At 70.2% G+C, this 26,163-nt stretch carries 22 protein-coding genes and 2 tRNA genes; 4 read left to right on the top strand and 20 right to left on the bottom strand.

Annotated elements, in window-relative coordinates; genetic code table 11:
• Positions 1–235 precede the first annotated feature (235 nt).
• Positions 236–1,540 carry a cytochrome b/b6 domain-containing protein gene (locus tag ACIQI8_RS14390; protein WP_402349053.1) on the top strand — a complete coding sequence of 435 codons (1,305 nt, stop codon included), beginning with the start codon at positions 236–238 and terminating at the stop codon, positions 1,538–1,540.
• Positions 1,537–3,150 carry an NADH-ubiquinone oxidoreductase-F iron-sulfur binding region domain-containing protein gene (locus tag ACIQI8_RS14395; protein ID WP_401720948.1) on the top strand — a complete coding sequence of 538 codons (1,614 nt, stop codon included), beginning with the start codon at positions 1,537–1,539 and terminating at the stop codon, positions 3,148–3,150. The genes ACIQI8_RS14390 and ACIQI8_RS14395 overlap by 4 nt, the downstream gene beginning before the upstream one ends.
• A gap of 83 nt (positions 3,151–3,233) precedes the next feature.
• Here ACIQI8_RS14395 and ACIQI8_RS14400 read toward each other — a convergent pair.
• The 9 genes from ACIQI8_RS14400 to ACIQI8_RS14440 all read right to left on the bottom strand — a co-directional run bounded on the left by ACIQI8_RS14400 (position 3,234) and on the right by ACIQI8_RS14440 (position 8,311).
• Positions 3,234–3,306: transfer RNA gene (locus ACIQI8_RS14400), tRNA-Ala, on the bottom strand.
• A 91-nt stretch (positions 3,307–3,397) separates the two neighbouring features.
• On the bottom strand, positions 3,398–3,631 hold the full coding sequence (locus ACIQI8_RS14405) for a hypothetical protein (RefSeq protein ID WP_003976229.1): 234 nt from the start codon (positions 3,629–3,631) through the stop codon (positions 3,398–3,400).
• 398 nt (positions 3,632–4,029) lie between these two features.
• A tRNA-Ala gene (locus ACIQI8_RS14410) sits at positions 4,030–4,102 on the bottom strand.
• A 95-nt stretch (positions 4,103–4,197) separates the two neighbouring features.
• Complete coding sequence (locus tag ACIQI8_RS14415; protein WP_402349057.1) at positions 4,198–4,869, bottom strand: histidine phosphatase family protein; 672 nt, start codon at positions 4,867–4,869, stop codon at positions 4,198–4,200.
• Entirely contained in the window at positions 4,869–5,312 is a 444-nt protein-coding gene (gene rsfS, locus ACIQI8_RS14420; RefSeq protein ID WP_402349060.1) for a ribosome silencing factor, read from the bottom strand. The genes ACIQI8_RS14415 and rsfS overlap by 1 nt, the downstream gene beginning before the upstream one ends.
• Positions 5,313–5,413: 101 nt before the next feature.
• The gene (locus ACIQI8_RS14425) at positions 5,414–7,132 is read right to left on the bottom strand and encodes an LCP family protein (RefSeq protein ID WP_402349063.1); all 1,719 of its coding nucleotides are present in this window, start codon (positions 7,130–7,132) and stop codon (positions 5,414–5,416) included.
• 16 nt (positions 7,133–7,148) lie between these two features.
• Positions 7,149–7,787, bottom strand: coding sequence for a nicotinate-nucleotide adenylyltransferase (nadD, locus tag ACIQI8_RS14430; protein ID WP_402349066.1), 639 nt, complete (start codon positions 7,785–7,787; stop codon positions 7,149–7,151).
• 45 nt (positions 7,788–7,832) lie between these two features.
• Positions 7,833–7,997 (bottom strand): hypothetical protein, encoded by a 165-nt coding sequence (locus ACIQI8_RS14435; RefSeq protein ID WP_402349069.1) that lies wholly within the window; start codon positions 7,995–7,997, stop codon positions 7,833–7,835.
• Positions 7,998–8,149: 152 nt separating this feature from the next.
• On the bottom strand, positions 8,150–8,311 hold the full coding sequence (locus tag ACIQI8_RS14440) for a hypothetical protein (RefSeq protein ID WP_185146190.1): 162 nt from the start codon (positions 8,309–8,311) through the stop codon (positions 8,150–8,152).
• Between the two features lie 124 nt (positions 8,312–8,435).
• Between ACIQI8_RS14440 and ACIQI8_RS14445 the strand changes: the two genes are divergently transcribed.
• Positions 8,436–9,575: a M48 family metallopeptidase gene (locus ACIQI8_RS14445; protein ID WP_402349072.1), complete on the top strand. Its 1,140-nt coding sequence runs from the start codon at positions 8,436–8,438 to the stop codon at positions 9,573–9,575.
• 75 nt (positions 9,576–9,650) lie between these two features.
• On the opposite strand, the gene ACIQI8_RS14450 is transcribed toward ACIQI8_RS14445, so the two are convergent.
• The 5 genes from ACIQI8_RS14450 to proB all read right to left on the bottom strand — a co-directional run bounded on the left by ACIQI8_RS14450 (position 9,651) and on the right by proB (position 14,532).
• The gene (locus ACIQI8_RS14450) at positions 9,651–10,721 is read right to left on the bottom strand and encodes a hypothetical protein (protein WP_402349075.1); all 1,071 of its coding nucleotides are present in this window, start codon (positions 10,719–10,721) and stop codon (positions 9,651–9,653) included.
• A gap of 100 nt (positions 10,722–10,821) precedes the next feature.
• Positions 10,822–11,433 (bottom strand): hypothetical protein, encoded by a 612-nt coding sequence (locus ACIQI8_RS14455; protein ID WP_402349078.1) that lies wholly within the window; start codon positions 11,431–11,433, stop codon positions 10,822–10,824.
• 69 nt (positions 11,434–11,502) lie between these two features.
• Entirely contained in the window at positions 11,503–12,789 is a 1,287-nt protein-coding gene (locus tag ACIQI8_RS14460; RefSeq protein WP_402349081.1) for a glutamate-5-semialdehyde dehydrogenase, read from the bottom strand.
• Positions 12,790–12,850: 61 nt separating this feature from the next.
• Positions 12,851–13,291, bottom strand: coding sequence for a hypothetical protein (locus ACIQI8_RS14465; protein ID WP_401720971.1), 441 nt, complete (start codon positions 13,289–13,291; stop codon positions 12,851–12,853).
• A 134-nt stretch (positions 13,292–13,425) separates the two neighbouring features.
• Entirely contained in the window at positions 13,426–14,532 is a 1,107-nt protein-coding gene (gene proB, locus ACIQI8_RS14470) for a glutamate 5-kinase (protein WP_402349085.1), read from the bottom strand.
• Between the two features lie 234 nt (positions 14,533–14,766).
• On the opposite strand from proB, the gene ACIQI8_RS14475 reads away from it, so the two are divergent.
• Positions 14,767–16,173: a polysaccharide pyruvyl transferase family protein gene (locus ACIQI8_RS14475; protein WP_402349089.1), complete on the top strand. Its 1,407-nt coding sequence runs from the start codon at positions 14,767–14,769 to the stop codon at positions 16,171–16,173.
• A gap of 55 nt (positions 16,174–16,228) precedes the next feature.
• Here ACIQI8_RS14475 and ACIQI8_RS14480 read toward each other — a convergent pair whose 3' ends face one another.
• The 6 genes from ACIQI8_RS14480 to ACIQI8_RS14505 form a co-directional block, all read right to left on the bottom strand.
• Complete coding sequence (locus tag ACIQI8_RS14480; RefSeq protein WP_402349092.1) at positions 16,229–17,440, bottom strand: glycosyltransferase family 2 protein; 1,212 nt, start codon at positions 17,438–17,440, stop codon at positions 16,229–16,231.
• Positions 17,441–17,589: 149 nt separating this feature from the next.
• Entirely contained in the window at positions 17,590–19,680 is a 2,091-nt protein-coding gene (locus tag ACIQI8_RS14485; RefSeq protein ID WP_402349095.1) for a hypothetical protein, read from the bottom strand.
• Positions 19,681–19,847: 167 nt separating this feature from the next.
• On the bottom strand, positions 19,848–21,344 hold the full coding sequence (locus tag ACIQI8_RS14490; RefSeq protein WP_402349098.1) for an SDR family NAD(P)-dependent oxidoreductase: 1,497 nt from the start codon (positions 21,342–21,344) through the stop codon (positions 19,848–19,850).
• A 236-nt stretch (positions 21,345–21,580) separates the two neighbouring features.
• Entirely contained in the window at positions 21,581–22,789 is a 1,209-nt protein-coding gene (locus ACIQI8_RS14495) for a hypothetical protein (protein ID WP_402349101.1), read from the bottom strand.
• A 101-nt stretch (positions 22,790–22,890) separates the two neighbouring features.
• Complete coding sequence (locus ACIQI8_RS14500; protein ID WP_402349104.1) at positions 22,891–24,441, bottom strand: alkaline phosphatase D family protein; 1,551 nt, start codon at positions 24,439–24,441, stop codon at positions 22,891–22,893.
• A 139-nt stretch (positions 24,442–24,580) separates the two neighbouring features.
• The gene (locus ACIQI8_RS14505) at positions 24,581–26,071 is read right to left on the bottom strand and encodes an FG-GAP and VCBS repeat-containing protein (RefSeq protein ID WP_402349107.1); all 1,491 of its coding nucleotides are present in this window, start codon (positions 26,069–26,071) and stop codon (positions 24,581–24,583) included.
• Between the last annotated feature and the right edge of the window lie 92 nt (positions 26,072–26,163).

Here is a 26,163-nt window from a genome sequence, read left to right on the forward strand (position 1 = left end):
CGCAGCGCTTGAGCAAGCCGCGACGCACTTCCGTATGGCTGGTAGACACGACCGCCGCACGGTTGAAACTGAACTATGGCCAACGGTTACTTCGCGTAACAGATGCTAAGGGACATCACAACAGGCGCGTGGCCTTTTATAACAACGCAATAACTCAAACCTCGTACCGATCGGTATGGCTCCACTTAGAGTGCGGCAGCGGGACCGCCTTCCCGAACTGCTCGGAGTTGCCCCCATGAACGCTCGTCGTAGTAACAGCTCGCTCCCCAGGACAGGCCGGTCGGCCTATGGGGTGGCGTCGGCTGTCGTCCTGCTCCTCATACCCGTGATCGTGCTGGTGGGAGGGAACCGCTTCCGCGACTTCCTGAACTTCGGCGCGGGAGTGCTGTGCCTCGTATCGCTCAGCTGTTCGGTGATCTGGGGCCTGGTCGCCCAGGACCGGATCCTGTTGAACACGCGCCAGCGCATCATCGGGCAGGCGGTGCACCGGACGACCGCGGTCGCCTCGATCGCGTTCCTGCTGCTGCACATCACCACGAAGATCGCGCTGGACCACACCCAGTTGGTCGCCGCCCTCGTCCCGTTCTCGCTCGGCGTCTCCGGAAGCGCCGGACTGATCGGCATGGGCTCGCTGGCCGGCCTGCTGATGATCTTCGTGGGCATCACCGGCGCCCTGCGCAGCCAATTCGCCGCCCCGGCCCCCGTCGCGGCCCGCTGGCGCGCGATGCACATGCTGGCGTACCCGGCCTGGGGCCTGGCGCTGGTGCACGGGCTCTACGCGGGTCGCGCGGCGAAGTCCCAGTTCACGATCATGTACAGCCTCTGTCTGATCGCCGTCATCGTGGCCCTGGCGCTGCGCGCGGCGCCGCGTCCGGTCAAGCGCAAGATCACCGACCGGATCATGGCCGTCCTCGGTACCGAGGAGCGGCCGGTCCGTGACGAACTGGAGGCGAGCCGGGCCCGGATGGCGGAGACCTCCGGCGGCTCCCGCTCCGGCTCCGCGCTGCCGGGCTACGAGAACGCGAGGGCGCCGCAGGCCGACCCGATGAACCGCCCCTCGCCGTCCTTCTACGACGCCCCGTCGCGCACGATGAGCCCGGAGACCACCGGCGGCTTCGCGGCCGCCTACCGGTCCGCCACGCCCCCGCAGACGGGCCAGCAGCCCTTCGACCAGACCGCCCGCATGAACCTGCCCATGGACGTGCAGGACACGGGGTCCTTCCAGCGCGTCGACAACGGCACCAACGCCTCGGGCAGTTGGCCCGTCCCGTCGCCGCCGCCGCTCGGGGAGGCGCCCCCGTCGGCGTACGACCCGCTCCAGGACACGGGATACACCATCCCGACCTATGGCAATCCGGGCGCCGGCGGGTACGGCGGAAGTGATGCGTACAACACCGGTGAGTCAACCGGTGCCTATGGCACGTACAACCCGGACGACACGTACAACAGCGGTCCCGCCAATGAACCATCACCCGGATCGTCCTTCGACAATCCGGGATCGGGCGAACCTTGGAACACGCCTTCCGGAGGCTATAGGTGAACGAGGCCCTGCCCGACGTACCAGAAGTCCGCGTGGTCGGGCTTCCCCAGCTCACGTCTGGCTTCGACCTTGTCGAACGACTCGACCTGCCCATGCACCTCAAGGTGCACGGGCCGCTTGAACCCCTGGGCGGCGAACAGCTCGCGAAGCTGTCCGAAGCCATCAACCTGAAGGGCCGCGGCGGCGCGGGCTTCCCCTTCCACAAGAAGCTGCGCTCGGTCGCCGAAGCGGCGATCAAGCGCGGCGTACGGCCGGTCGTCGTCGTCAACGGCAGCGAGGACGAGCCGGCCTGCCGCAAGGACACGGTGCTCATCAACCGTGCCCCGCATCTCATCCTGGACGGCGCCCTGTTGGTCGCCGAGGCCCTGGGTGCCCGCACGCTCGTGGTGGGGGTCACCCGGGAGTCGACGCAGCGCTCGATGGAGGCCGCGCTCGCCGAACGCGGCCTGAGCAACAGCCGTCGCTCCGCGCTCAAGGCGTTCGTCCAGCGCAACCCGGTCCGCATGGTCACCGGCGCCGCCGCGTCGCTGATCCGCTCGATCGACGGCGGCCCGGCGATCCCGCCCGGCCGCAAGGTGAGCGCCTCGCAGAACGGCGTCGGCGGCGCCCCGACCCTGCTCTCCAACGCCGAGACGTTCGCCCAGCTGGCGATCGCCGCCCGCATCGGCCCCGAGCGCTACGGCAACACCGGCCTCTACGACGAGCCGGGCACCGTCATGCTGACGGTCTCCGGCGCGGTCGCGCGCCCCATGGTGATCGAGGTCCCCACGGGCGTACCGCTGCGCTACGTCCTGCAGTTGGCCGGCGCCCCGCCGGTGCCGCAGGGTGTGCTGACCGGTGGGTACCACGGCAAGTGGATCGACGCGGCCACGGTCAACGAGGCGATCGTGTCCCGCAATTCGCTGGACGCGGTGGGCGGTGCGCTCGGCGCCGGCGCCATCCTGCCGATCACCCAGGAGACCTGTCCGCTGGGCGAGTCACTGCGAGTGGCGCAGTGGCTGGCGGAGGAGAGCGCGGGACAGTGCGGTCCCTGCTACCTCGGCCTGCCCGCCGCCGCGCGCGGCATGGAGGACATCATCAACGGCGGCGGCCCGGCCGCCCTCGAAGCGCTCAAGCAGGTCGCCAAGAACGTGAAGCGGCGCGGCGCCTGCTCCCACCCCGACGGCTCCGCGATGTTCCTGGAGTCGACCATCAAGGCGTTCACCGACGACCTCGCGGCGCACGTCCTGGGGAACGGCTGCGGACGGCCCGTGGAGGGCGTTCTGCCGCTCTTCGAGGGCGGCAGGACACCTGCGGGCATCACCAGCGGCGAGGGCGCCGGAGAGGACAGCGGCGGCAGCCGGCAGAAGATCTTCGTCGACTGGACGCTGTGCCGGGGCCACGGCCTGTGCGCGGACATCCTCCCCGAGGTGTTCCAACTGGGCGCCGACGGCTTCCCGACCGTCGCCCAGGCGAAGGTGCCGCAGTACGCGGAGGCCAAGGCACTGCGCGCGGTGCGCCGTTGCCCCGCGCTCGCCCTGCGCATCGAGGAGGACACCCGTCCGCAGGCACCCGCCCGCAACCTCCCGGTCCTCTCGCAGGGCCGCGGCCGGCGGGCGCTCGGCCGCTGAGAGGTGGGACACGAAGAAGGCGGGCCATCCGATCGGATGGCCCGCCTTCTTCGTTCACCTGCTGTGAAGTTGTCCAACTTCTGTGGAGCTAAGGAGAATTGAACTCCTGACCTCCTGCATGCCATGCAGGCGCTCTACCAACTGAGCTATAGCCCCTTGTGACGCACCGTCCGGGTTCCCCCGGCGGCGACGCCAACATTACCGGTGGACCCGGTGGAGCACCAAATCGTTTCCGTCCACCACGAGGTCAAGCGGTCACGAACGAGTAGAACCGCTTGAGCGTGCAGTGCTCCTCCAGAAGCCGGCCGTAGATCGGCTCGCCCTCCAGTTCGCGGTACGTCTCGATCGGGTCGCCTTTTATGATCAGCGCCCGCGCGCACTCCTCGCACCAGTACTGGTAGTCGGGATTGACCGGTTCCATGTCGCGGACGATCGGCGTCCCACTGCCGCACCAGTCGCACTTTCGCCTGTGTGCACCCATCGATCAGCTCCAGCTGTGGCCGCAGGCCGTGCACACGTAGGAAATCCCGCCGTTGTCGCCGAGGACTTGCGCGACGTGCGCGGAACCGCAGGAAGGGCAGCTGAGCCGGGTGACCGTGTCCCGTGTCGACGCTGCATCAGGAAGGTGGCCGACCTCCCTGAGGATGCTCGCAGGCATCACTGCTCCCTCCCGTCGGGCCGCGACCCCTTCCGGCCGTTTGATTCTGCCACGGCCGGACCTATACGGTCAGCGACGCCTCAGTACCAGTCCGGACACGGCTCACCCGGGGCGCCCTCTCAAAGAGGTATACGCCTGCGGACCTCGAAGCGCTCAAGAGAGCGGTGACGAAAAATCCCGCCCCCCTCGCGGGGGACGGGATCTTGTCGGATCGTCTCCTGTGGAGCTAAGGAGAATTGAACTCCTGACCTCCTGCATGCCATGCAGGCGCTCTACCAACTGAGCTATAGCCCCTCGCGTCCTCCCCGACCGGCGGGGCGAACAAGAAGAACTTTAGCCTGCGTCCTGCCGGAAAGTGAAATCCGGTGGCGGGCAGGCCCACCAGGGCTTCAGTCGTCGTCGCCGAGCACCGGCTCCGGCAGCGTGCCGGCGTTGTGCTCCATCAGCCGCCAGCCGCGGGCGCCCTCGCCCAGGACGGACCAGCAGCAGTTGGAGAGGCCGCCGAGGCTCTCCCAGTGATGGGACTCCAGGCCCAGCAGACGGCCGATGGTGGTGCGGATCGTGCCGCCGTGGCTGACCACGACGAGCGTGCCGTCGTCGGGCAGCTTCTCGGCGTGCCGCAGCACCACCGGGGCGGCCCGCTCGGCCACCTCGGTCTCCAGCTCGCCGCCACCGCGGCGGACCGGCTCACCGCGCTTCCACGCGGTGTACTCGGCGCCGTGGCGGGCGATGATCTCCTCGTGCGTCAGCCCCTGCCAGACGCCCGCGTAGGTCTCGCGCAGCCCCTCGTCGTGGACGACGTCGAGGCCGGTGAGCTCGGCGAGTTCGGCCGCCGTGTTCGCGGCGCGCTGCAGGTCCGAGGCGACGATCGCGTCCGGCTTCAGCGAGGCCAGCAGCCGGGCGGCCCGGCGGGCCTGGGCGACGCCGGTCTCGGTGAGCGGGACGTCCGTGGTGCCCTGGAAGCGGCGCTCCACGTTCCACAGAGTCTGGCCGTGCCGCCACAGGATGACGCGGCGGCCCCGGCCGGGACGGCCCGCGGCGACCTCACCTGTGGCGCTCATCACCAGTCACCGCCCTGGTCGGCCGCCTCCTCGGCGGCGCGCACCTTGGCGTGCTCGGCGGCCTTGCCGCGGGTGGCCTCGGCGTCGGCCGGCAGCTTCAGCTCGGGGCAGTCCTTCCACAGCCGCTCCAGGGCGTAGAAGACCCGCTCCTCGCTGTGCTGGACGTGGACGACGATGTCGACGTAGTCGAGCAGGATCCAGCGGGCGTCGCGGTCTCCCTCGCGGCGCACCGGCTTGGCGCCGAGCTCCTTGTTGAGCCGCTCCTCGATCTCGTCGACGATCGACTTGACCTGGCGGTCGTTGGGCGCGGAGGCCAGCAGGAAGGCGTCCGTGATCGACAGCACGTCGCTGACGTCGTAGGCGATGATGTCGTGCGCGAGCTTGTCGGCGGCCGCCTGAGCGGCGGTGGTGATGAGCTCGATGGAGCGGTCCGTGGCGGTCACTACGTGGCTTTCGGTCGGCGGGCACTTGACCCCAAGGGTCTCACGGACCGCCGGGGGTACCCCACGTGATTGTTGGATCACGCGGGGCACCGCGCCTGGTATTACGTCCCGTCGGCCGACGTCGGCTTGTAGTCCTGGCCCAGGATCACCGTGACGTCCGCGCTCGCGGAGGCGTCGCCCTTGCTCACCGCCGAGGCGGACAGGCCCAGGGTCTTGGCGACCTCGGTGGCGTTGTCCTTGTCGGCGGCGTCGGCGTAGACGACCTTGGTGGCGGCCTGGGTGGTGTCCGGGGTGCCGCCTTCCAGGAAGGTGAAGCCGCCGTTGAGGAGGACGACCCGGGCCTTGTCGGTGTTGCCCTTGACGCCGCTGGCGTTCTGCACGGACACCCGCACCGCGGAGCCCTGGTCGGGGCTCTTGGCGCTGCCGCCGAGAACGTCCTTGACGACGCTGGCGCTGGTCTGCGCGCTCAGCGTGCCGTCGGTCTGCACGGGCAGCAGCGCGGTCTTGTAGTCGCCGCTCTTGGCGAGGTCGGACAGCTTCGCGAGGAAGGTGCCGAGGTCCTTGTCGGTGAGCGAGGGGTCGAGGATCTGCGCCAGCGTCTGCACCGTGGTCGTCGCGGCCCCCGCGTCCGAGGAGACCTTCCGCAGCACGCCCTGCATGACCTGCCCGAACCGCTCCAGCTGGGCGTTCTGCGCCTCGCCCGAACCCTTGTAGGTGGCGTAGGCGACGGCCATGGCGCCGGTGAGCGTCTGGTCCTTGCCCTTGCGGACGAGCGGCGCGGTGCCCTTCTTCGTGGCGGCCGGGTCGGGCACGTCGGCGTTGGTGTCGACGTCGATGTTGCCGACCAGGTCGACGAGGTTCTGCAGATAGGGGGTGTCCAGCCGCCAGGTGCCCTCGATGTCGGTACCCAGGACGGTGTCGAGCGCGTCGCGGGTACCGGAGGAGCCGTCGTCGTCGACGGACTTGGCGAGGGTCGTCGAGTTGCCGTCGTCGTCCGTCACGGAGAGGGAGTTGGGCAACAGGACGGTGGTGCCCTGCTTGGTGGTGGTGTTGTCGACGAGCAGCGCCGTGGAGGTGCCGCCCTTCTTGGTGTTGTGCAGATGTACGACGATGACGTCCCGCTTCTGGGCGGCCACCGATGTCGCGGTGCCGGTCTTCTTGTCGTCCGACGTCGACAGCCCCGGCAGCTTCCCGGCGTACCAGAGGTAGCCGACCCCGCCGGCCACGACCAGGGCGAGGACCACGACCAGGGCGACCAGCCGACTGTGGGCGCGGCGCTTGGCCTCCTCGCGGCGCTCGGTGCGGTTCTCGGTGAAGTTGAGCCAGTCGATGACGTCCTCGGAGTTGCCGTCGGGCTCCTCCACGAAGGCGAACTGCTCGGTGCGGTAGTCCCGGTCGGCCCGCGCGGGACCCTCCGTCTCCTCGTCCGGCTCCGGCGGGCCCGCCTGCTGCGGGATGTACGCCGTCTGCTCGGCGGCCCGCGGCTGCTGCCCGCTGCTCGCCGCCCGGCCGTAGGGGTCGTAGGAGGCGCCGCCGCCGTAGGGGTCGTAGGACGGCGTGACGGGCTGCCCGCCGGTGCCGTACGGGTCGTAGGATGGCGCGGCCTGCTGGCCCGTCTGGTCCGCCTGACCCTGCTGGGCCTGCTGGCCCGTCGCGTACGGGTCGTAGCCGTAGCCCTGTTGCTGCGCGTACGGGTCATACGGCTGCTGCGGAGCCTGTTGCTGCGGCGGGACCTGGCGGTACACGGGCTGTCCGTACTCGTCGTAGCCGACGAGTTCGTACTGGTCGCCCCCGTACCCCGGGTCGTATGAGTCGTTCACCGGTGCCCCTCTCGGCTCACTCGCCGCCGTACAGCTCGCGCTTGTCGATGTAGCGCACGACTCCGTCCGGCACCATGTACCAGATGGGGTCTCCCTTGGCGACTCTCGCACGGCAGTCCGTCGAGGAGATGGCGAGCGCGGGAACCTCCACGAGAGAGACACCGCCCTCGGGGAGTCCGCGGTCGGTCAGTTGATGGCCCGGCCGGGTGCAGCCGATGAAGTGCGCGAGGGAGAACAGCTCCTCCGAGTCGCGCCAGGTGAGGATCTGGCCCAGGGCGTCGGCGCCGGTGATGAAGAAGAGGTCCGCGTCCGGGTTGAGCGCGCGCAGGTCGCGCAGGGTGTCCACGGTGTAGGTCGGGCCGCCGCGGTCGATGTCGATGCGGCTCACCGAGAACTGGGGGTTCTCCGCGGTCGCGATGACCGTCATCAGATAGCGGTCCTCGGCCGGTGAGACGTCGCGGTGGGTCTTCTGCCACGGCTGGCCGGTCGGGACGAACACCACCTCGTCCAGGGCGAACTGCGCGACGACCTCACTGGCCGCCACGAGGTGCCCGTGGTGGATCGGGTCGAACGTTCCGCCCATGACGCCGAGACGGCGCTTGCCGGGGGTCGACGGCGCGTTGCCGGGACCGGTAGGCATGTCCTGCTCTCCCATGCGTGCAGACCCTACCGGCCCGGCCTGAGAACTCCGTCCGGCCGCTCAGCGGTCACGGTTGAAGCGGGTGGTGATCCACAGCAGGAGCATCAGGATGACGAAGGCGCCGCCACCGGTCACGTAGGGGCTGAGGCTCTCGTGGTTGCCGCCGTGCTCCTCGCCCTCGGCTGCGAGCGTGGCCAACTGGGCTGCGGTGCTGTGGAAGCTCATCTTCGGCAGGACCAATCCGGTGTGGGCGGACAGAGATGTCGGGCCCATGGTAAGCGGGCGGCCGGGCGGCGATCACGCCGACTCCGCCGTTGGGGAACCCGGGAAGCCGTTGGGGAACCCGGGAAGGGGCCGGAGGGAACTCCGGACGGCTCTCAGTCGTCTTTCCGCTTGTAGCCACGCAGCAGGAACCACGCGGTCAGCACACAGCCCAGCATCATCACGATCAGTACGACCCGGAGCAGATTCCCGGCGCCCTGCTGCTCGGCCGCGCTCGCGGCATCGGTGAGCCAGGCGGCCGGGGGGTTGTGCGGCATGCGGGGACTCCTTCGGTGTAGTGCCCGTCCACCGTAACTCCGCCTAGGCTGGGACCGGCTTCGGGGGCGCAAAGGACCGCACAAGGGTCAGCAAAGGGCCACTCACAGGCAGCTGGGGGAAGACATGTCCGACGACAGCCAAGAGCACAACGGACACGAGAACGTGCCGAGCAGGCAGCGCAGGCGTTTCCCGGGGATCTCCTCTCGGGCGTACGAGCACCCGGCCGACCGCTCCGCCCTGGTGGCGCTGCGCAAGCTCAGCGGTTTCGACACGGTCTTCAAGGCGCTCAGCGGGCTGCTGCCCGAGCGCAGTCTCAGGCTGCTGTTCCTGTCCGACTCCGTGCGGGTCTCGGACCAGCAGTTCGCCCACCTCAACGACATGCTGCGGGACGCGTGTTACATCCTGGACCTGGAGAAGGTCCCGCCGATGTACGTCAGCCAGGACCCGCAGCCCAACGCGATGTGCATCGGCCTGGACGAGCCGATCATCGTCGTCACCACCGGCCTGGTCGAGCTGCTCGACGAGGAGGAGATGCGGGCGGTCGTCGGCCACGAGGTGGGCCACGCGCTGTCCGGTCACTCGGTGTACCGCACGATCCTGCTGTTCCTGACCAACCTCGCGCTCCGGGTCGCCTGGATCCCGCTGGGCAACGTGGCGATCATGGCGATCGTGACGGCGCTGCGCGAGTGGTTCCGCAAGTCGGAGCTGTCGGCGGACCGGGCGGGCCTGCTGGTCGGCCAGGACGTGACGGCCTCGATGCGCGGCCTGATGAAGATCGCGGGCGGCAACCACCTGCACGAGATGAACGTGGACGCCTTCCTGAAGCAGGCCGAGGAGTACGAGGCCGGCGGCGACCTGCGCGACTCGGTGCTGAAGATCCTGAACGTGCTGCCGCGCACGCACCCCTTCACCACGGTCCGTGCGGCCGAGCTGAAGAAGTGGGCCGAGTCCCGCGACTTCCAGCGGCTGATGGACGGCCACTACCCGCGCCGTGACGAGGACAAGAACACCTCGGTGACGGACTCCTTCCGCGAGTCCGCCGCGAGCTACGCGACCAACGTGAAGACCTCGAAGGACCCGCTGATGAAGCTCGTCAGCGACATCGCGGGCGGCGCCGGCGACCTGGGCGGCCGGGTCCGCCGCGGCTTCGGCGGCTTCGGCACCTCGGCCCCGGGCGGAAACGGCTCGGCGGACGGCCCGGCCAACGGCACCCCGCCCACGGAGCAGCCGCCGACCGACACCCCGCCCCGGGACGGCGACTGACGGAGGGCCACGGAACAGACGGTCAGGGGGTCGGCAGGAGCGTTCTGCCGGCCCTCACGCCGTGAACCCGCGCAGCTACACCCGCGGCTGGGCGCTCGTGGCCAGCGTCCCGCACAGCGCCGTCGCGCTGCCCGTGGCGTACGGGTTCGTGCCCGCCGGGCCGCCCGCCTTCGCGGTCTGGCCGGCCAGCAGCGGGTGGAGGTGGTTGGTGGAGTCCTCGGCGCAGGACAGGGGGCCCGCCTGGACGTAGGAGACGACCAACTGGGCCTGGTGAAGGCGCAGATCGTCACGGTCGAAGCGGAACTGCAGCTCGCGCCGGACGGTGAAGAGCGAGGCCGGGGTCCTGGCGTCGGCACCGGCCGGGCGGAGGGCGTAGACGAAGGTGTGGTCGGCGGTGACCTCGAGGGTGGCGGAGTCCGTCTCGGCGGCCTGGAGCGTGCCCTGGACCCGGATCCTCTGGTCGGCGAGCTGCGCCTCGCGCGCGTCGAAGCGAACCAGCCACCCGGTGGGCGCGTGCCGCCCGTCCGCGGTCGGGTGCTCGAAACTCTGGTCGAACTGGTCGAGTTGGGCGCCGTCGAGGATGACCCGGACGGGACGTACGTCCTGTCCGCTGAGCACGTCGGGGTAGAGCGAGGACCGTACGAGATAGTCCTTGGCCGTGGTCAGCGCGGTGACGACCTGGCTGTCCGAGAAGTGCGCGGTGCGCCGCGAGGCGGGCAGCGGGATGCCCTCGGCGCCGACGAGGTACTGCGCGGCGGGGCTGTGCGCGTACAGCGACTCGGGGTCGGCCGCGCCGGGCACCTCGGTCTGCGGGGCGAGCGGGATGACGGTCATCCGCAGGGGTTCGACGGGCTGCGCGGTCGCGGGTGACTGGTAGGGGTGCCGTACGCCCATGTAGATCGCGGTGCCGAAGGCGACGGCGATCAGCAGGACCAGGACCAGCGCCTGCCGGGACAGGCCCCGGCGCAGTGGGGGGCGGCGGCGGACGGCGGGCGCGTGGTCGGCGATGCGCTCCTGCGCGGAGAACTCCTGGAGGCGGGCAGCACGGACGAACGACTCGTCGAAGACGACGGATCGGTATTCGTCCTCGCCACCTCCGGGGGCGCCCTCGGGAGTCCCCTCAGGTGGGTTTCCAGGCCCGCCCATATCTTCAGGGTAGGTCTCGGGAGGCTCAGGTAAACGCCCTGATGTGCGACAACTTCTGACAGGTTCTCACCAGGACCGCACACCGGCGGCCGGGGGCCGGTCAGGGCGTGCGCGGGATCACCGGGACGGGTGGCTGGGAGTAGTCGGCGGACGCGGACGGCGGCGGTGCGCTGCCCTGCTCCAGACCGGTCGAGGCGGGCGCCGGCACCCGGTCGCGGCTGCCGCCCGAGGAGGCTCCCCGGTAGACCGCCGAGAAGGCCAGCGCGACCATGCCGATCCCCATCACGAGGGCGAGCATCCAGGCGACGGGACGATGCCAGCGGACCTGTTTGCCGTACGTCCCCGGGGCGCCGTAGCGACGCTCCCAGCCCTGCGGGTCGTCGGTGTCGTCCAGGTCGTCGAGTTCGGGATCTTGGCCGAAACCGGTGCGGCCGTCGGCGTACCCGTCGTCGTAGTGCTCGCCCGTGCCGTGCGCCCGGCGGGCTTCCGCCTCGGAGGCCTCGGCTCTGGCCTGGGCGGCGGCGAGCAGGCGTTCGACGGCGGTCGGCTCGTGCACCACGGCCGCCCGTACGAAGGCCTCGTCGAAGACCACGGATGCGAACTCTTCGTCCGACATTCCGCGGTCGTGGTCGTCGTCGGGCTCCCAGCCGTCAGGGAACGGCGTGCCCCCCACGTCCTCCGGCACCTCTCCAGAGTAGACCTGGGGGGTCAATTTGGGCAGACGGTACGGAAATTCATCCGCCTGCTGAGACGCCCGGTCGGCGGCCGGCCGATGACCTGCTCAGCGCCGGATGTGGCCGTCGCCGGTGACGATGTACTTGGTGCTGGTCAGCTCCGGCAGGCCCATGGGGCCCCGGGCGTGCAGCTTCTGGGTGGAGATCCCGATCTCCGCGCCGAAGCCGAACTGGCCGCCGTCGGTGAAGCGCGTGGAGGCGTTCACGGCGACCGTGGTGGAGTCGACCAACTGGGTGAAGCGGCGGGCGGCCTGCTGCGAGGTGGTGACGATCGCCTCGGTGTGCCCGGAGCTCCACAGCCGGATGTGCTCGACGGCCTTGTCGAGGGAGTCCACCACGGCGGCGGCGATGTCGTAGGAGAGGTACTCGGTGTCCCAGTCCTCCGGGGTGGCCTCGACGACGGTCGCCTCGGAGTCCTTCGCGTACGCCAGCACCCGCGGGTCGGCGTGCACGGTGACCCCGGCCTCGGCGAGGGCGTCCAGGGCGCGCGGCAGGAACTCGGCGGCGATGTCCTGGTGGACCAGGAGGGTCTCGGCGGCGTTGCAGACGCTGGGCCGCTGGGCCTTGGAGTTGATCAGGATGTCGATCGCCATGTCGAGGTCGGCGTGGGCGTCGACGTAGACGTGGCAGTTGCCGACGCCGGTCTCGATCACGGGGACCGTGGACTCGGTGACGACGGTCTGGATCAGGGAGGCGCCGCCGCGCGGGATGAGGACGTCGACCAGGCCGCGGGCGCGCATCAGCTCGCGCACGCTCTCGCGGCTCTCCCCGGGCACCAGCTGCACGGCGTCGGCGGGCAGGCCCGCGCCGCCGACGGCGTCCCGCAGCACCCGCACGAGGGCGGTGTTCGACTCGTAGGCGGAGGCGGAGCCGCGCAGCAGGACCGCGTTGCCGGACTTCAGGCAGAGGGCGGCGGCGTCGACCGTCACGTTCGGGCGGGCCTCGTAGATGATGCCGACGACGCCGAGGGGGACGCGGACCTGGCGCAGGTCGATGCCGTTCGGGAGGGTCGAACCGCGGACGACCTCGCCGACCGGGTCGGGCAGCGCGACCACGTCCCGTACGTCGGAGGCGATGGCGCGCACCCGCTCCGGGGTGAGGGTGAGGCGGTCGATGACCGTCTCGCTGGTGCCGGCCGCCCGGGCCCTGGCGATGTCCTTGGCGTTGGCCTCGACGATCTCGCTCGTGCGGACCTCCAGCGCGTCCGCGACGGCGAGCAGCGCGTCGTCCTTGTCCGCGCGCGGCAGCGGGGCGAGGTCGGCGGCGGCGGACTTGGCGCGGTAGGCGGCCCGGGTGACCGGGGACATGGAGTCGTACGGCGAAAGCGTGGTCATGCCCGCAGCGTAATGCTCCGGACGGGTGCGTCCAGCGCGTATCCCATACCCCGAGACGGGCTCAAAAGGGGTGAACCCCCACCGGGCTGGCGGGCGGTGGGCCGTATCCCTCGGCGAGGCGCTGGTGGTAGGTCTGGCGGTCGATGACCTCCAGGCCGACGATCTCCCAGGGCGGCAGCTTGGCGGTCTGGCGGTGCTCGCCCCACAGGCGCAGCGCGACGGCGGCCGCGTCGTGCAGGTCGCGCGCCTCCTCCCAGTAGCGGATCTCCGCGTGGTCGTTGGCGTAGCGGCTGGTCAGCAGGAAGGGGTGGTCGTGGGCGAGCTGCTCCAGGCCCCGGCGCACCTCGGTGAGCGGGGTCTCGTCGCCGGAGACGCTGAGCGTGATGTGCCACAGCCGGGGCAGGTCCGCCGGCTCCGTGTACCGCTCGCCGGCCGCGACGCTGGTCAGGGCCCGCTCCTCGCCGGTCGCGCGGGAGGCGGCCCCGGGGCGCACTCGTCTCACGACGGCCTCCTTCACCAAAGGTCGAGCGGTGCTCGCGCGGATTGTGTCCCTGGGACAAAGTTGAGCAGGCCGGGGGCCGCCGCGTGGCACTTTTGCGGAACGTCCACCACCGGGGGGCGGACGTTTCGGCCCAATTACGGGTGCAGGACGACGAGGTCGTCCCTGTGTACGACCTCGCGCTCGTACGCGGCACCCAGCTCGCGCGCGAGCTCCCGCGTCGAACGTCCGATCAGCTGGGGGATCTCCTTGGCGTCGAAGTTGACGAGCCCCCGGGCCACCGCGCGCCCGGCGGAGTCACGCAGCTCGACCGGGTCCCCGGCGCTGAACTCGCCCTCGACGGAGGCGATCCCGGCCGGCAGCAGCGAGCTGCGCCGCTCCACGACCGCCCGGACCGCGCCGTCGTCCAGGGTGATCGAGCCCTGCGGGGTGGAGGCGTGCTGGAGCCACAGCAGACGGTCGGCGGAGCGCTTGCCGGTGGCGTGGAAGTACGTGCCGGTGTCGCCGCCGGACAGCGCCTCGGCCGCGTGCACCGCGCTGGTCAGCACCACGGGGATGCCCGCGGCGGCGGCGATCCGGGCCGCCTCGACCTTGGTGACCATGCCGCCGGTGCCGACGCCCGCCTTGCCCGCGGAGCCGATGTCGACGTGCGCGAGGTCCTCGGGCACGCGGACCTCCGCTATCCGCGAGGTGCCGGGCCTGCTGGGGTCGCCGTCATAGACGCCGTCGACGTCGGAGAGCAGGACCAGGAGGTCGGCGTGGACGAGGTGGGCGACGAGGGCGGCGAGGCGGTCGTTGTCGCCGAAGCGGATCTCGTCGGTGGCGACGGTGTCGTTCTCGTTGACGACGGGCAGCGCGCCCATCGCGAGCAGCTTGTCGAGGGTGCGGGAGGCGTTGCGGTGGTGGGCGCGACGGCTCATGTCGTCGCTGGTCAGCAGGACCTGTCCGACGCGGACGCCGTAGCGGGCGAAGGAGGCGGTGTAGCGGGCGACCAGGAGGCCCTGGCCGACGCTGGCGGCGGCCTGCTGGCGGGCCAGGTCCCGGGGGCGGCGGCGCAGGCCCAGCGGGGCGAGGCCGGCGGCGATGGCTCCGGAGGAGACGAGGACGACCTCCCGCTCCCCTTCCCCGCGACTCTTGGCCAGGACGTCGACGAGCGCGTCCACCCGGTCGGCGTCCAGGCCGCCCGCCGCGGTGGTCAGCGACGAGGAGCCGACTTTGACGACGATCCTGCGGGCTTGCGCCACGGCCTGCCTTGCCCCTGCCACCTTGCTCGTCCGTCCCCTCGCACATTCCGGCTGCACCGCCCGGCAATCTACGCGAACAGGGCTTCCCGGCGCGCGGGCATTCCAGTCTCCGGACACCGTCGCGTAACGGCATCCTCACGCCCCGCTCACGGCAAAAAGGTTGCACTGGTTGCTTATAGAAATTAAAGGCAACATAAACATAAGGTGAACTCCGTGCCCCCTACAGTTCGCCGCGTGAAGCGCATACTCCTCAGGTCGGGCAAGAGCCCGTACGACGTCGTGCCGGTCGAAAAGGCCCTCCACGAAGACGTCTTCGCCACAAACTCGGGCAACCTGATCTTCAGCGACGCCTCCCACAAGATCCTGCAGACGCCGGACACCGAGGTCGTCTCGAACGGGATCAGGACCGACATCGCGGCGGCGGACCGTATCAACGCGGAGTACGACGCCTTCGTCGTGCCCCTCGCCAACGCGTTCCGGCCCTCCTTCGAGCAGCAGTTGCAGCGCCTGACCCGGCTGATATCCAGGCTCAAGATCCCGGTCGTGGTGCTGGGCATCGGCGCGCAGGCGGGCCTGAACTACAACGCGGCGCGGCTGAAGCCGATGGAGGAGACGGTGCGCGCCTTCGTCTCCGCCGTCCTCGACCACAGCGCCTCCATCGGGGTGCGCGGTGAGTTCACCGAGAAGTACCTGCGCGACCTGGGCTTCCAGGACGTCGAACTGATCGGCTGCCCCTCGCTGTTCATGTACGGCAAGGAGCTGACCGTCCGGAAGGGTGTGGCGGAACTCACCACCGAGTCCCGGATCGCGGTCAACGGCTCGCACAACGCGGTGCAGAAGCAGGGCCTGGACAAGGTCATCGCCCGCGCCCACGCCCGCTACCCGCACCTGACCTTCATCGGCCAGAACCTCAGCGACGCGCAGCAGCTGCACTGGCGGGACCTGTCCCACCCGAACGCGGCGGTGACCGCGATGCCGACCCACCCGGACCACCCGATGTACCGGGAGGACAAGGCCCGCGTCTACATCGACCCGATCACCTGGGTCGACGACCTGCGCGACTACGACTTCTCCTTCGGCTCCCGCATCCACGGCAACATCGCGGCGCTGCTCGCGGGGACGCCCGCCACGGTGCTGTGCAGCGACTCGCGGACGCTGGAGCTGTGCCGCTACTTCGAGATCCCGCACCGCCGGATGGACAAGCTGCGCGAGCACCCCGAGGCCGCGGACCCGGCCACGCTGTACGCGGAGGCCGACTTCAGCGGTCTGATCGGCAACCACCAGGAGCGCTTCGAGCGGTTCACCGGGTTCCTGGACCGCAACGGCCTGGAGAACACCTTCACGCACGGCGACGGTGGCGCGGCCCACGACGCCCGCATGAAGGAGCTGTCCTTCCCGGCCGGCATCCGCCCCTGGAACGACGCGGACATCTCCTCGCTGACCTCCCGGTTCGGCTGGCTGCAGAGCCGTATCGCCGAACTGTCGCTGGACAACGCCCAGTTGAAGCGGGAGCTGGCCCGCGGCGCGGCCAAGGCGGCCAAGCCGGCGGCGACGAAGGCGGTCGCCACACCGTCCGTCTACCGCCGGGCCCGCCGCGTGGTGGCCCGCCCGATCCGCCGGGCGCTGCAGTCGGGCAAGTAGGAACACCGGCAGCGATACGGCCGTACAGCCCCTGGCTGTACGGCCGTTGTCGTTGTCACGCGGCCGGGGCCGTCCGGCTCGGGGGTGCGAGCACCCTGCGGGCCTTCTTGGCGGCCCGCTTCAGCACCGAGGAGACGGAGTGCTCGCGGTAGCCGGGGAACCCGCGGGCCTCGCGCGGGGCGGCGAGGTATATCCAGTCGGGTATGCCCACCTCCGCGTCGCGGAAGTACGGGTAGCCGAAGTAGAGATGGTGCCCCTTGTGCTCCAGGAGTTTGGCCGGCTCCTGCTTCTCCTGTACGAATTCGATGACGGGCAGCAGGAGTTCGGGCCGCCGCTCGGCCACCAGGTGCAGTCTCAGGCGCTCCTCGACCCGGAGCCGGGCGGCGATGCCCTCGCTCCAGTACTCCTCCATCAGCGGCTTCGCCAGCTCGAACTTGTGCCGCCTGACCTTCTCGCTGTTCCTCAGGTACTTGACGCCGAACTGCGGCAACAGCGTCACCAGGAAGGGCCTCACCAGCAGCGCGTCCCGCCGCTCCCCCGGGGGCACGTACGCGGCGATCAGGTTCATCAGGGCGCGCGCGGAGTCGAAGCGCAGGATGTAACTCCCGGTCTTCGTCACGTGCTTGCCGTCGTCGCGGCCCACCAGGTAGTAGCAGGTGTAGTCGGCGATCACGGAGACGCCGTCGGCGCGCAGGTACGCCTCCATGGTGAACAGCGCGTCCTCTCCGGTCCACAGCGACTCGTCGAAGCGCATGCCGTGCCGCTCCAGGAACTCCCGGCGGAACAGCTTCTGCGCGCTCAGCGTGAACTTGATGTTGGAGGAGAAGACGTCGGTGCGGTCGAAGCTCTGCCCCCACATCACCTGAGGCGGCTTGCGGTTGATGCCCTCGACGCGGCCCAGGACCACGTCCGTGCGGTTGCGGTCGGCCGCCGCGACCATCCGCTCCAGCGCCTCGGTGCCGAGCCGGTCGTCCGCGTCGAGGAAGAAGACGTAGCGCCCGGCGGCCTTGCCCAGGCCCACGTTGCGCGGGCCGCTGGGGCCGCCTGAGTTGTCCTGGCGGATCACGGTGACCTGCATCGGTGCCCGGGCCGCGAAGGCCTCCAGGCACTCTCCCGTGCCGTCCGCGGAACCGTCGTCGACCGCGATGACCTCGACGCGCGCCGGGTCGATGCTCTGCGCCTCGACGGAGGCCAGGCACTCCTCCAGGTACGGCATCGCCTCGTACGCCCCGATGATCACGCTCACATCAGGCTGCGCCACGGTCACGTCTCTCCTTGGTCACGGGTTGTTTCCCTCTGGTCGATCCGCTCGACACCTGCAAGACGGACCACCGGCCGGGACGGTTGCCTGGAGATACGTAAAAGAGCCCGGTTTTCGACGGTCGCTCCGCGAAAACCGGGCCCTTCTCACCTTTTTCACACGGTGGGCGTAGGTGGCTGTGGCGCCGACAAGGCGTCGGAGAGCTCGTCCGCGCCGGGGACACCGGCCGCGTTGCGGGACTCCTGGCCGAGGTTGCGGGTGCCGGCCTTCAGGGCCAGGTCCGCCACCGCGGTGTTGAACTGCTCGATGGAGGTCGGCTCGTCCGGGCCGAGCAGGTACTGCTTGAGTTCCTTGCGGTCCGCCGCCAGCTTGTCGGCGGCCGGGTCGCGGACGGCGGCCAGCAGTTCGCCCAGCTCGGCGGCCTTGTTGGAGAGGATCACGGCCGCGCGCACCGCGGTGTTCTGCCGCTTGAACTCCTCCACGCCCAGTTCGGCGGAGTCCGTGACCGCGTACGGCTTGCCGCTCGCGATGAAGTCGGAGACCACGCTGGAGATGTCGGAGACCATCGCGTCGGACACGTTGAAGCAGTCGTACAGGCGCGGCTCGGCGCCCGTGACGACCCGGTGCTCGAAGCTGCCGAAGGAGCGCCAGTAGGCGTCGTTCCACTCGGCGCGCAGCCGGGCGACCTCCGCGTGCTTCTCGACGTCGACCACGCCGTCGCGGGTGGCCTCGGCCTCGTCGCCCTTCTCGCCGCCGGTGCCGGACAGCTCGGCGATCCGGGCCTCGATCCGCGCCAGGTCGGCCTTCGCCGCCTCCTGCGCGGCCGTGTCGGCGGTGAAGCGGGGGTCGGTGGTGCGCTGGAGGGCGGCCTTCTCGACCAGGGCCGTGATGCGCCGGTGCGCGCCGCCGGCCGCGGCGGAGACCGTGCCGGTGAAGGGGTGCGGCTTGTAGAGGACGCGGACCGGCGGGTCGGCCTTGATCAGCTTCTTCACGATGTTCTCGCCGGCCAGCACGAGGGAGGTGTTGCCGGGGTCGCCGTCCCAGCCCTCCCAGGTGGGCGCGTACAGGACGGTCGGGATGCGGCCCTCGATCGCACCCTGCCGGGTCTGGATCGGTGCCAGTTGCGGGCGGCCGACCTCCACGATGTCCTCGTCGCGGACGCCGACGTCGGCGATGGCGTAGCGGTCGCGGCCGGCCCGGCCCGCGGTCCACACCTCGTCGTAGACCTTGCTGAACGGGTTGACGCTGGCCAGCTTGTCGCTGTCGCCGTGGCCGATGAAGACGTGCTTCATGGTGGGCACGCGCAGCAGGTGGATGTTCTTGCCGACGTTCGCCGCGTACAGGGCGACGCGCACGGTGTTCAGGTCCATGTTCATCAGGTGCACACCGCCGGGCACGCAGATGACGGGGACCGTGGTGGGCGCCAGGGTCTGCAGTATGACCCGCTCGCGCAGGATGATCAGCGGCTTGGAGTCCAGCTCCTCCATGGTCTCCAGCCACATGTTGACCTGGTAGGTGGACTCCTTGGAGCCGGAGAAGTACAGCACCGTCTCGGGCCGGTAGTCGCGCAGCCACTCGTCGACGGCGGCCAGCACCTTGTCCGCGTTCGGCGGGATCTTGCTGCCGCGGACGAAGGGCACCAGCGCGAGGACGTAGAGGGAGCCCAGGAGCAGGGTGACGCCGATGCCGACGAAGCCGGCGACGGAGTTGTCCGCGGCGCAGGAGACCAGGATGCCGATGACGGCGAAGAGGTCGAGGTGGAGCATCTTCTCGGCCGAGCGGTTCAGCAGGAAGGGCGGCGGGGCGTCCGGGATGCGGATGCGCGACTTGAGGTCGACGTTGCGGGTGGCGACCGGCATCCGGCGGCGGTTGCGGATCAGCGTGACCAGCGCGCCGTGCGGGGCCTGGAGGCCGTAGAACGCGATGAAGCACGCTATGGCGCCGTAGTAGATCAGGTTGTCCGCGAGGTCCATGCGGGCCAGCAGCAGGATCAGCAGGAGCTGCCTGATCAGGAAGCGGATCGACAGGCCGGCGCGGACCTTGCTGAGCCGGTTGACGAGGTAGCTGCCCTTGCGGTGCAGATAGTGGTCCGCCAGGTACGTCACGGCGGCGGCGGCCGCGAAGGCGTACACGTTCGGGACGAGCGCGGCCAGCATGAGGGCCGGGTAGCCCAGCATCATCAGGGCCGCCGCGGCCAGCTCGGCCGCGCTGCCCACCCGGGCGACGCGAATAGCGGTGGATATCACTGAGAACCTGCTCTGCGAGGGAGTGCCGTCTGGTCTGGGGGTGCGCAGGGTTTGTGGTAATTCGGTGGCAATTCGCCGGAGGTACGGATTCAGGCCTCCGCGAACGCCCGGTTAACGAGCAGTCTCAGAGGCCTGAATTACCGACGAAGAAGAATTGGCGCCAATTATTACACGCCGTCCTGACGGTCGAGCACCGAGGCCAGCGCCGCCTCGAAGCCGGAGGCCTGCGCGGCGCCCGCCGTCGGGTCCTGCTGGCGGACGTCGATGACGTGCCCGGTCAGCTCGGACAGCAGCACGTCGAGCGAGGTGCGCGCGACGGCCTCGGAGGACAGCAGGCTGCCCGACGGCTCCTGGCCGAAGGCCTTGGTGCGCATGGGCGTCGCGGTGCGCTCGGGGTTGACGCAGTTGACCCGGATGGCGTCACCGGCCCACTCGTCGGACAGGGCCTGGGTGAGGTTCACCATGGCGGCCTTGGTCGAGGAGTAGAGGCTGTACTCGGCGCGGCCCCGGGTGTAGCTGCTGGAGGTGTACAGCAGCAGCTGGCCCTTGGTCTCGGCCAGGTACTTGTACGCCGAACGAGCGATCTGCACCGGCGCCAGGTAGTTGACCTTGAGCGCTTCCTCGATGGTCGCGTTGTCGGTCTCGGCGAGCTTGCCGATGCGCAGCACGCCCGCGGTGTTCACGACGTAGTCGATCCGGCCGGTCTCCGCGTACGCCTTGGACAGCGCGTCGTCGACCTCCTCCGGGTTCTCCACGTGGGTGCCGGTGGTGGAGCGGCCCAGCGCGTACACCTTGGAGCCGTAGGACTCGGCGAGCGCGGCGATGTCCTTGCCGATGCCGTAGGAGCCGCCGAAGATGACGACCGTCTTGCCGGTGAGCAGCTCGCGGTAGGTCGCCTCGTCCATCTGGTCGGGCGTGGCGGTGGAGGCGAGCTGGAAGAGCTTGTCGGCGATGAAGACGTCGACGGGCTGGGTGACCTTCATGTTGTACTCGTCGCCCGCGACGACGTGGATCGGCACGTCCGGCAGGTACTTGAGCACGACCGAACAGTCGTCCGTGGCCTGGAAGTTGGGGTCACCGGCGGCGACCTCGTAGGCGCGCTTGATCGTGGACAGCTTGAAGGCCTGCGGGGTCTGGCCGCGGCGCAGCCGGGAGCGGTCCGGGATCTCGGTGATGAACTCGCCGTCGTCGCCGTGCGTGCGGGTCACGATGATCGTGTCCGCGGACGGGATGGCCACGTCGACGGCCTGGAAACGCTCCAGGGCGACCACGCAGTCGTCGATCACGCGCCGTGACAGCAGCGGGCGCACGGCGTCGTGGAAGAGGACGTTCAGGTCCTCGCCCTCGGCCAGGCCCTCGCCGAGGGCCTCGATGGCGCGCTCGGTGGTCTCGTTCCGCGTGGAGCCGCCCTCGATGATCCTCTTGACCTTGGTGAAGCCGGCCTTGGCGACGATCTTCTCGACGTCGGGCACGTATCCCGGCGCCATCAGCACGATGATGTCGTCGATCGAGTCAGCCCTCTCGAAGGTGGTGAGGGTGTGCTCGATGACTGCCTTGCCGGCGATCTTCAGCAGCTGCTTGGGGATCGACAGACCCACGCGCTGGCCGGTACCACCGGCCAGGATCACTGCGGTGGTACGGGGCTTGGCTATGTGCTGGGACACAGAGGACCTACCTTGGGCGATTGGGAACCTTGAAATGGTCCCACTTGCGGTAACCGCAGTGCAAGGCGAGCGCCGTTCGCTGCATATGTGCCCGCTACCTGCCATTCACCTTGCACTGCTGGTGACGCGGGAATCCCTGTCCGGGTTCCCGCCTTATTGCTGTGAGTAACTCCACAGGGGCCTGAAATCCACTCAGCGTGACGCCTGTGGGTGACGCCCGCGGTGACGCGTGCGCCTCAGTGGCGCCGCAGCTTCTTCAGGCAGCGATGGCCGAGCACCTTCACGAGTTCCTTGGAGGACGTCTGGTGAACCGTGCGCGCCTTCGCCGGCGCGGTGTGTCTGACCGGCACCGCGGCGGCGGCGGCGAGCACGCCGTAGAGCGCCTGGGCAGCCACCTCGGGCGCGATCCGCGGCTCGGCCGGCGGCTCCCAGGGGGGCGGTTTCGGCCGGGCCGAGAGGATGTCCGGATCACCGATCACGCGTACGCCCAGCGCGCCGATCCGGCCGGCCATCTCGGCGCCGATCCCGGCGGCCGCGTCCAGGGCCCAGCCCGGGGTGGCGATCTTCACGTCCTCGGGCGAGGGAGCGCACGAGTTCTTCATATGCATCACGGCGCCGTTGCGCACGAGCTTGGAATACAGCTCGTCGGGAAGTCCATTGCCGCGGAATTCCATATTAAGATTCCGCAGCATTTCGGTCTCGGCGAGGGTAAGGGAACGATTCGCCGCGTCCGGAACCGGCCGCAGCAACCCCGCGGGCAGCCCGAGCAGCGCCTCGAAGGTCCGCATCAGCCCCTCCCGGTCCGCGTCGTCCACCACGACGACGGTGACCCGCTCCGGACCGACCACCCCGGCCCACCGCTCCACCAGCCGGTCATGCCGGTGCCGGCGCCAGAAGCTGGGGTTGGGCTTCTCGTACGGGGCCTTGCGCAGCATGTGCTCCAGCCAGTCCTCGTAGCCCATGCGCAGCCCGTTCTGCACGTACTGCTGCCACTGCGAGGGCATGATCCTGGCCAGCGGGCGGAGGGTGACCAGGACGTGCACGCGCTCCCCGCCGAGCTGCTCCACGATCCGTCGTACGGTCGCCCCGTCCTCGGCGTCGGCGAAGAACTCGCTGCTCACCACCGCGGTGCGCGTCTTGGCGGCCGCCACCTGGTCGAGCAGCCGCGTCCAGTGCTTGTCGGTCGGCGCGGTGTCGCCCATCATCGCCGGCCGGGCACAGGCGGCCAGCGCGGCCTCCATCGGATGTCGGGTGCTCGCCGGGAACACCACCCCGTGCGAAGGGAGTTGGTCCTTCGCGGCGAACAACGCGCCCTGGATCGAGGTGGTCCCCGTCTTGTGCGGACCTATGTGCAGCAGCCGGGTGCCGGCGGGCAGCGGGGCCGGGGCGACGCCTGCGGGCCCGCCGTTCACCCTGTCGTCATCGTTCGTACAGTCGATCTCCATGGTTAACGGAGGGTAAGAGGAGTACCTGAGATTGGACTGAGAGATGCCTGGGACGCGGATGAGCCCCAGGTCTCCCTCATACGGCTCCCCTCCTACGAAGGTCACACCAGCCCGACCCCCGGCCGATCCGCCTCCACCCGCAGCCGGCCCAGCGTGCTCGGCGTCGCCCGCGGACTCAGGACCGTGTCGACCACTCTCACCTGCGCGTCGATGCCGTCGTGCCGGATGTCGAAGAGGTGGTAGCCGCGGTGGGCGTCGATCAGCTTCCAGTGCGGGTTGTCCGGCATGCGCGGGTCCCACTCGGTGTGGAAGGCGGCCTGGTTCTGGTCGCCGTTGCTGGAGATGGACGTGCCCACGAACTCGGCGCCCACCACGGCGGACCGCGGGTCGGCGAAGTCCCTCTTCAGGTCGCTGACCATCGTCAGATGGCGGTCGCCGGTGAGCACGACGGGGTTGCGGACGCGCGCGAACTCCCCCATAAGCGCGTTGCGTTCGGCCTGGTAGCCGTCCCAGGCGTCGTAGTACCAGAGCTTGCCCTCGCCGACCTGGAGGTCGGTCTCGGCCATCATGATCTGCGAGGCGATCAGGTTCCAGCGGGCGGGCGAGCCGTGCAGCCCGTCGAGCAGCCACCGCTTCTGCTTCGCGCCCAGCATGGTCGACGACGGGTCCTGGGCGCCGGCTTGGCTGGTCGCCTGGTTGCTGCGGAACTGCCGGGTGTCGAGGACGTTCAGCCGGGCCAACCGCCCGAACTCCAGGCGCCGGTACATCTGGATGTGCGGCCCGCTCGGCACGGCGCTCGCGCGCACCGGCATGTGCTCGTAGTACGCCTGGTACGCCGCGGTCAGCCGGGCCACGAAGGCGTCGTGCGTCTGCTTGTCGGGGTCCTGCGGGATCTCGCCGGCGAAGTCGTTGTCGACCTCGTGGTCGTCGAAGGTGACCACCCAGGGGGCGTTCGCGTGCATCGCGGCGAGGTCGGGGTCGCTGCGGTACTGCGCGTACCGGTTGCGGTACTGGACCAGGGTGTACGGCTCCCCCGTGCCCTCGTGCCGGCGCGGCCCCGTGGAGGCGGGCACCGACTCGTAGATGTAGTCGCCGACGAAGAGCACGACGTCGGGGTCCTGGGCGAGCATGTCGGCGTACGGCGTGAAGTAGCCGTTCTGCCAGTTCTGGCAGGACGCGAGGGTGACCCGCAGCGAGCCGCCGGTGCTCTGCGGCGCGGGGGCGGTACGGGTGCGGCCGGTGCGCGAGAGCTGACCGCCCGCCCGGAAGCGGTACCAGTACACGCGGCCCGGGCGCAGTCCGCGTACATCCACGTGGACGCTGTGCCCGTACTCGGGCCGGGCCAGGGCGACGCCCCGGCGCACCGGCTTGCCGAGCCACTCGCTCTCCCCGATCTCCCACTCCACCTCGACCACGCGGTCCGGCATGCCGCCGCCGTGCAGTGGGTCCGGGGCGAGCCGGGTCCACAGCACGACCCCGTCGGACAGCGGATCCCCGGAGGCGACCCCGAGGCTGAACACCCCTTCGGGCAGCGGGACTTCGGCAGCCCGGGCGGTACCGGGCAGCCAGAGCTGGGCGGAGGCGGCGGCGCCGAGAACGGCGGCCCCGGTGGTCAGAAATCGGCGCCGGTCAGGCGAGACTGCTCCGGTCACGGGTGAACTCCCTTGCCTGTCTGGCCTCTTGGACACCTAGAGGCTCACGCAGGCGGGCGGTCCACCCGTTGAACAGAGACGCTCGTGCACATGACAACCAGGCAGACAGTCGGCACGGGGCCGATCGGTCCACAGACGGTCAGTACGCGAATCCCGAGCCGAACCTCGCCTTCGTGCCGGTGGTGCCGAGGAGAGTGTTGCCGAAGGAGATCGTTCCGCCCGGCGACACGACGGTGCTCGCACCCGATCGGAACGACCAGACGTAACCGGCCTCGCCGTTCTCGCCCGGCGAGCCGACGACCAGATCGGCCTTCCCGTCGTGGTCGGCGTCCCCGAGGTGCAGGGCCCGCCCGAAGTCGTCGCCCTTCTCGCCGGTCCCGGGCACGCCGGCGGTGTTCTGCGAGACCGACCGCGCGCCGGCCCCGGTCAGGCCGGCGGCCGTGCCGCGCAGGACCACGACCGAACCGGCGTCCGCGACGGAGCCGAGGTCCTCGCCGGGCACGCCGGTGACGACGTCGGGGTAGCCGTCGCCGTCGACGTCGGCGATCTGGACGTCGGTGCCGAAGCGGTCGCCCTTCTCCGCGGTGCCGGGCACGCCGGGGGTGTCCTGCCAGAAGAACGTGGCCGCCACTCCGTCGGGCCCCTCCGCGGTGCCCGGGATCCAGCCGATCCGGCCGCCCTTGACCCAGTTGTGCATGAGGTCGCTGTCGTACCCGTCGACGGCCCGCCCGATCACGATGTCGGCGTAGCCGTCCCGGTTCACGTCCCCGACGTCGAGGTTCTCACCGCCCTGGAGGCCGGCGCCGTCGACGTCGTAGACGAGGGTGAACGGGGTGAGGCCCTGCCCGGTGCCCAGCCAGTAGACGATCCGCCGGGAGTCGAACTCCTCGGCGTCGTTCTCGGCGGCGACGAGGTCGGTGATGCCGTCGCCGTTGATGTCACCGGCGGCGAGGTCGAGGACGCGGCTGTTGTACGGGTCCTTCACCACCTGGCCCGCGTAGATCCCTGAGCCGTCGCGGGCGAAGGGGCCGCGCAGCACGGAGAGGTCGCGCTGGTTTCGTACGGTCACGACGTCACTCGCGCCGTCGCCGTCGATGTCCGCCGCGATCAGCCGCCCCTGCGCGCCGAGTCCGTCGTGCGCGCTCGCGCCGGCTATGAGCGAGGTCCCGCCCGACAGGCCGTGGGCGCCACCCCAGAGAACCTCCACCAGGCCGGAGTCGGTGCCTTTCGTGGTGTCCTCGCCGCCGACGCCGACGACCAGGTCGAGGTATCCGTCCCGGTCGATGTCGGCCGTGGTGAGGGCGCTGCCGAAGCGGTCGCCCTGCTCCGGGGTGCCGGGCACACCGGCGCTGTTCTGCGTGAACACCTTGCGGCCCGAGGTGGTCAGCCCGTTCTTCGACCCGTACAGCACGGCGACGTAGCCGGCCTGCGCCTTGCCCGCGACGGTCGCCGCGGGCGCCGCCACGGCGAGGTCGGCGTAGCCGTCACGGTTGAAGTCCTGCGGCACCTTCGCCGCGACGGGCGCGGCCTGGGCGGACGGCGCCACGAGAGAGGTCGTGGCGGTCGCCGCGAGCACGGCGACCGCGACGACCAGCGCGCGACGGGAGCTGGGAAGAACGGATTCGGCCATGTCGACTCCAGGCATCTGGAAGGCAGTTGACCGCGGAGAGGCTCAACTCCCTCGCCCGCGCTGCCCGGTTCGACTCACCGCGGGGCAAAGGG

The organism is Streptomyces sp. NPDC092369, from assembly GCF_044755245.1.
In the GTDB taxonomy this organism is placed as follows: Bacteria; Actinomycetota; Actinomycetes; order Streptomycetales; family Streptomycetaceae; genus Streptomyces.

What these genes read in the sequence shown, in the direction of transcription:
- ACIQI8_RS14390 (WP_402349053.1), top strand. Translation starts at nt 236, where the DNA reads ATGAACGCTCGTCGTAGTAACAGCTCGCTCCCCAGGACAGGCCGGTCG.
- ACIQI8_RS14460 (WP_402349081.1), bottom strand. Translation starts at nt 12,789, where the DNA reads ATGACCACGCTTTCGCCGTACGACTCCATGTCCCCGGTCACCCGGGCC.
- ACIQI8_RS14405 (WP_003976229.1), bottom strand. Translation starts at nt 3,631, where the DNA reads ATGGGTGCACACAGGCGAAAGTGCGACTGGTGCGGCAGTGGGACGCCG.
- nadD (WP_402349066.1), bottom strand. Translation starts at nt 7,787, where the DNA reads ATGGGAGAGCAGGACATGCCTACCGGTCCCGGCAACGCGCCGTCGACC.
- ACIQI8_RS14495 (WP_402349101.1), bottom strand. Translation starts at nt 22,789, where the DNA reads ATGGAGATCGACTGTACGAACGATGACGACAGGGTGAACGGCGGGCCC.
- ACIQI8_RS14440 (WP_185146190.1), bottom strand. Translation starts at nt 8,311, where the DNA reads ATGCCGCACAACCCCCCGGCCGCCTGGCTCACCGATGCCGCGAGCGCG.
- ACIQI8_RS14415 (WP_402349057.1), bottom strand. Translation starts at nt 4,869, where the DNA reads ATGAGCGCCACAGGTGAGGTCGCCGCGGGCCGTCCCGGCCGGGGCCGC.
- ACIQI8_RS14435 (WP_402349069.1), bottom strand. Translation starts at nt 7,997, where the DNA reads ATGAGCTTCCACAGCACCGCAGCCCAGTTGGCCACGCTCGCAGCCGAG.
- ACIQI8_RS14450 (WP_402349075.1), bottom strand. Translation starts at nt 10,721, where the DNA reads ATGGGCGGGCCTGGAAACCCACCTGAGGGGACTCCCGAGGGCGCCCCC.
- ACIQI8_RS14505 (WP_402349107.1), bottom strand. Translation starts at nt 26,071, where the DNA reads ATGGCCGAATCCGTTCTTCCCAGCTCCCGTCGCGCGCTGGTCGTCGCG.
- ACIQI8_RS14445 (WP_402349072.1), top strand. Translation starts at nt 8,436, where the DNA reads ATGTCCGACGACAGCCAAGAGCACAACGGACACGAGAACGTGCCGAGC.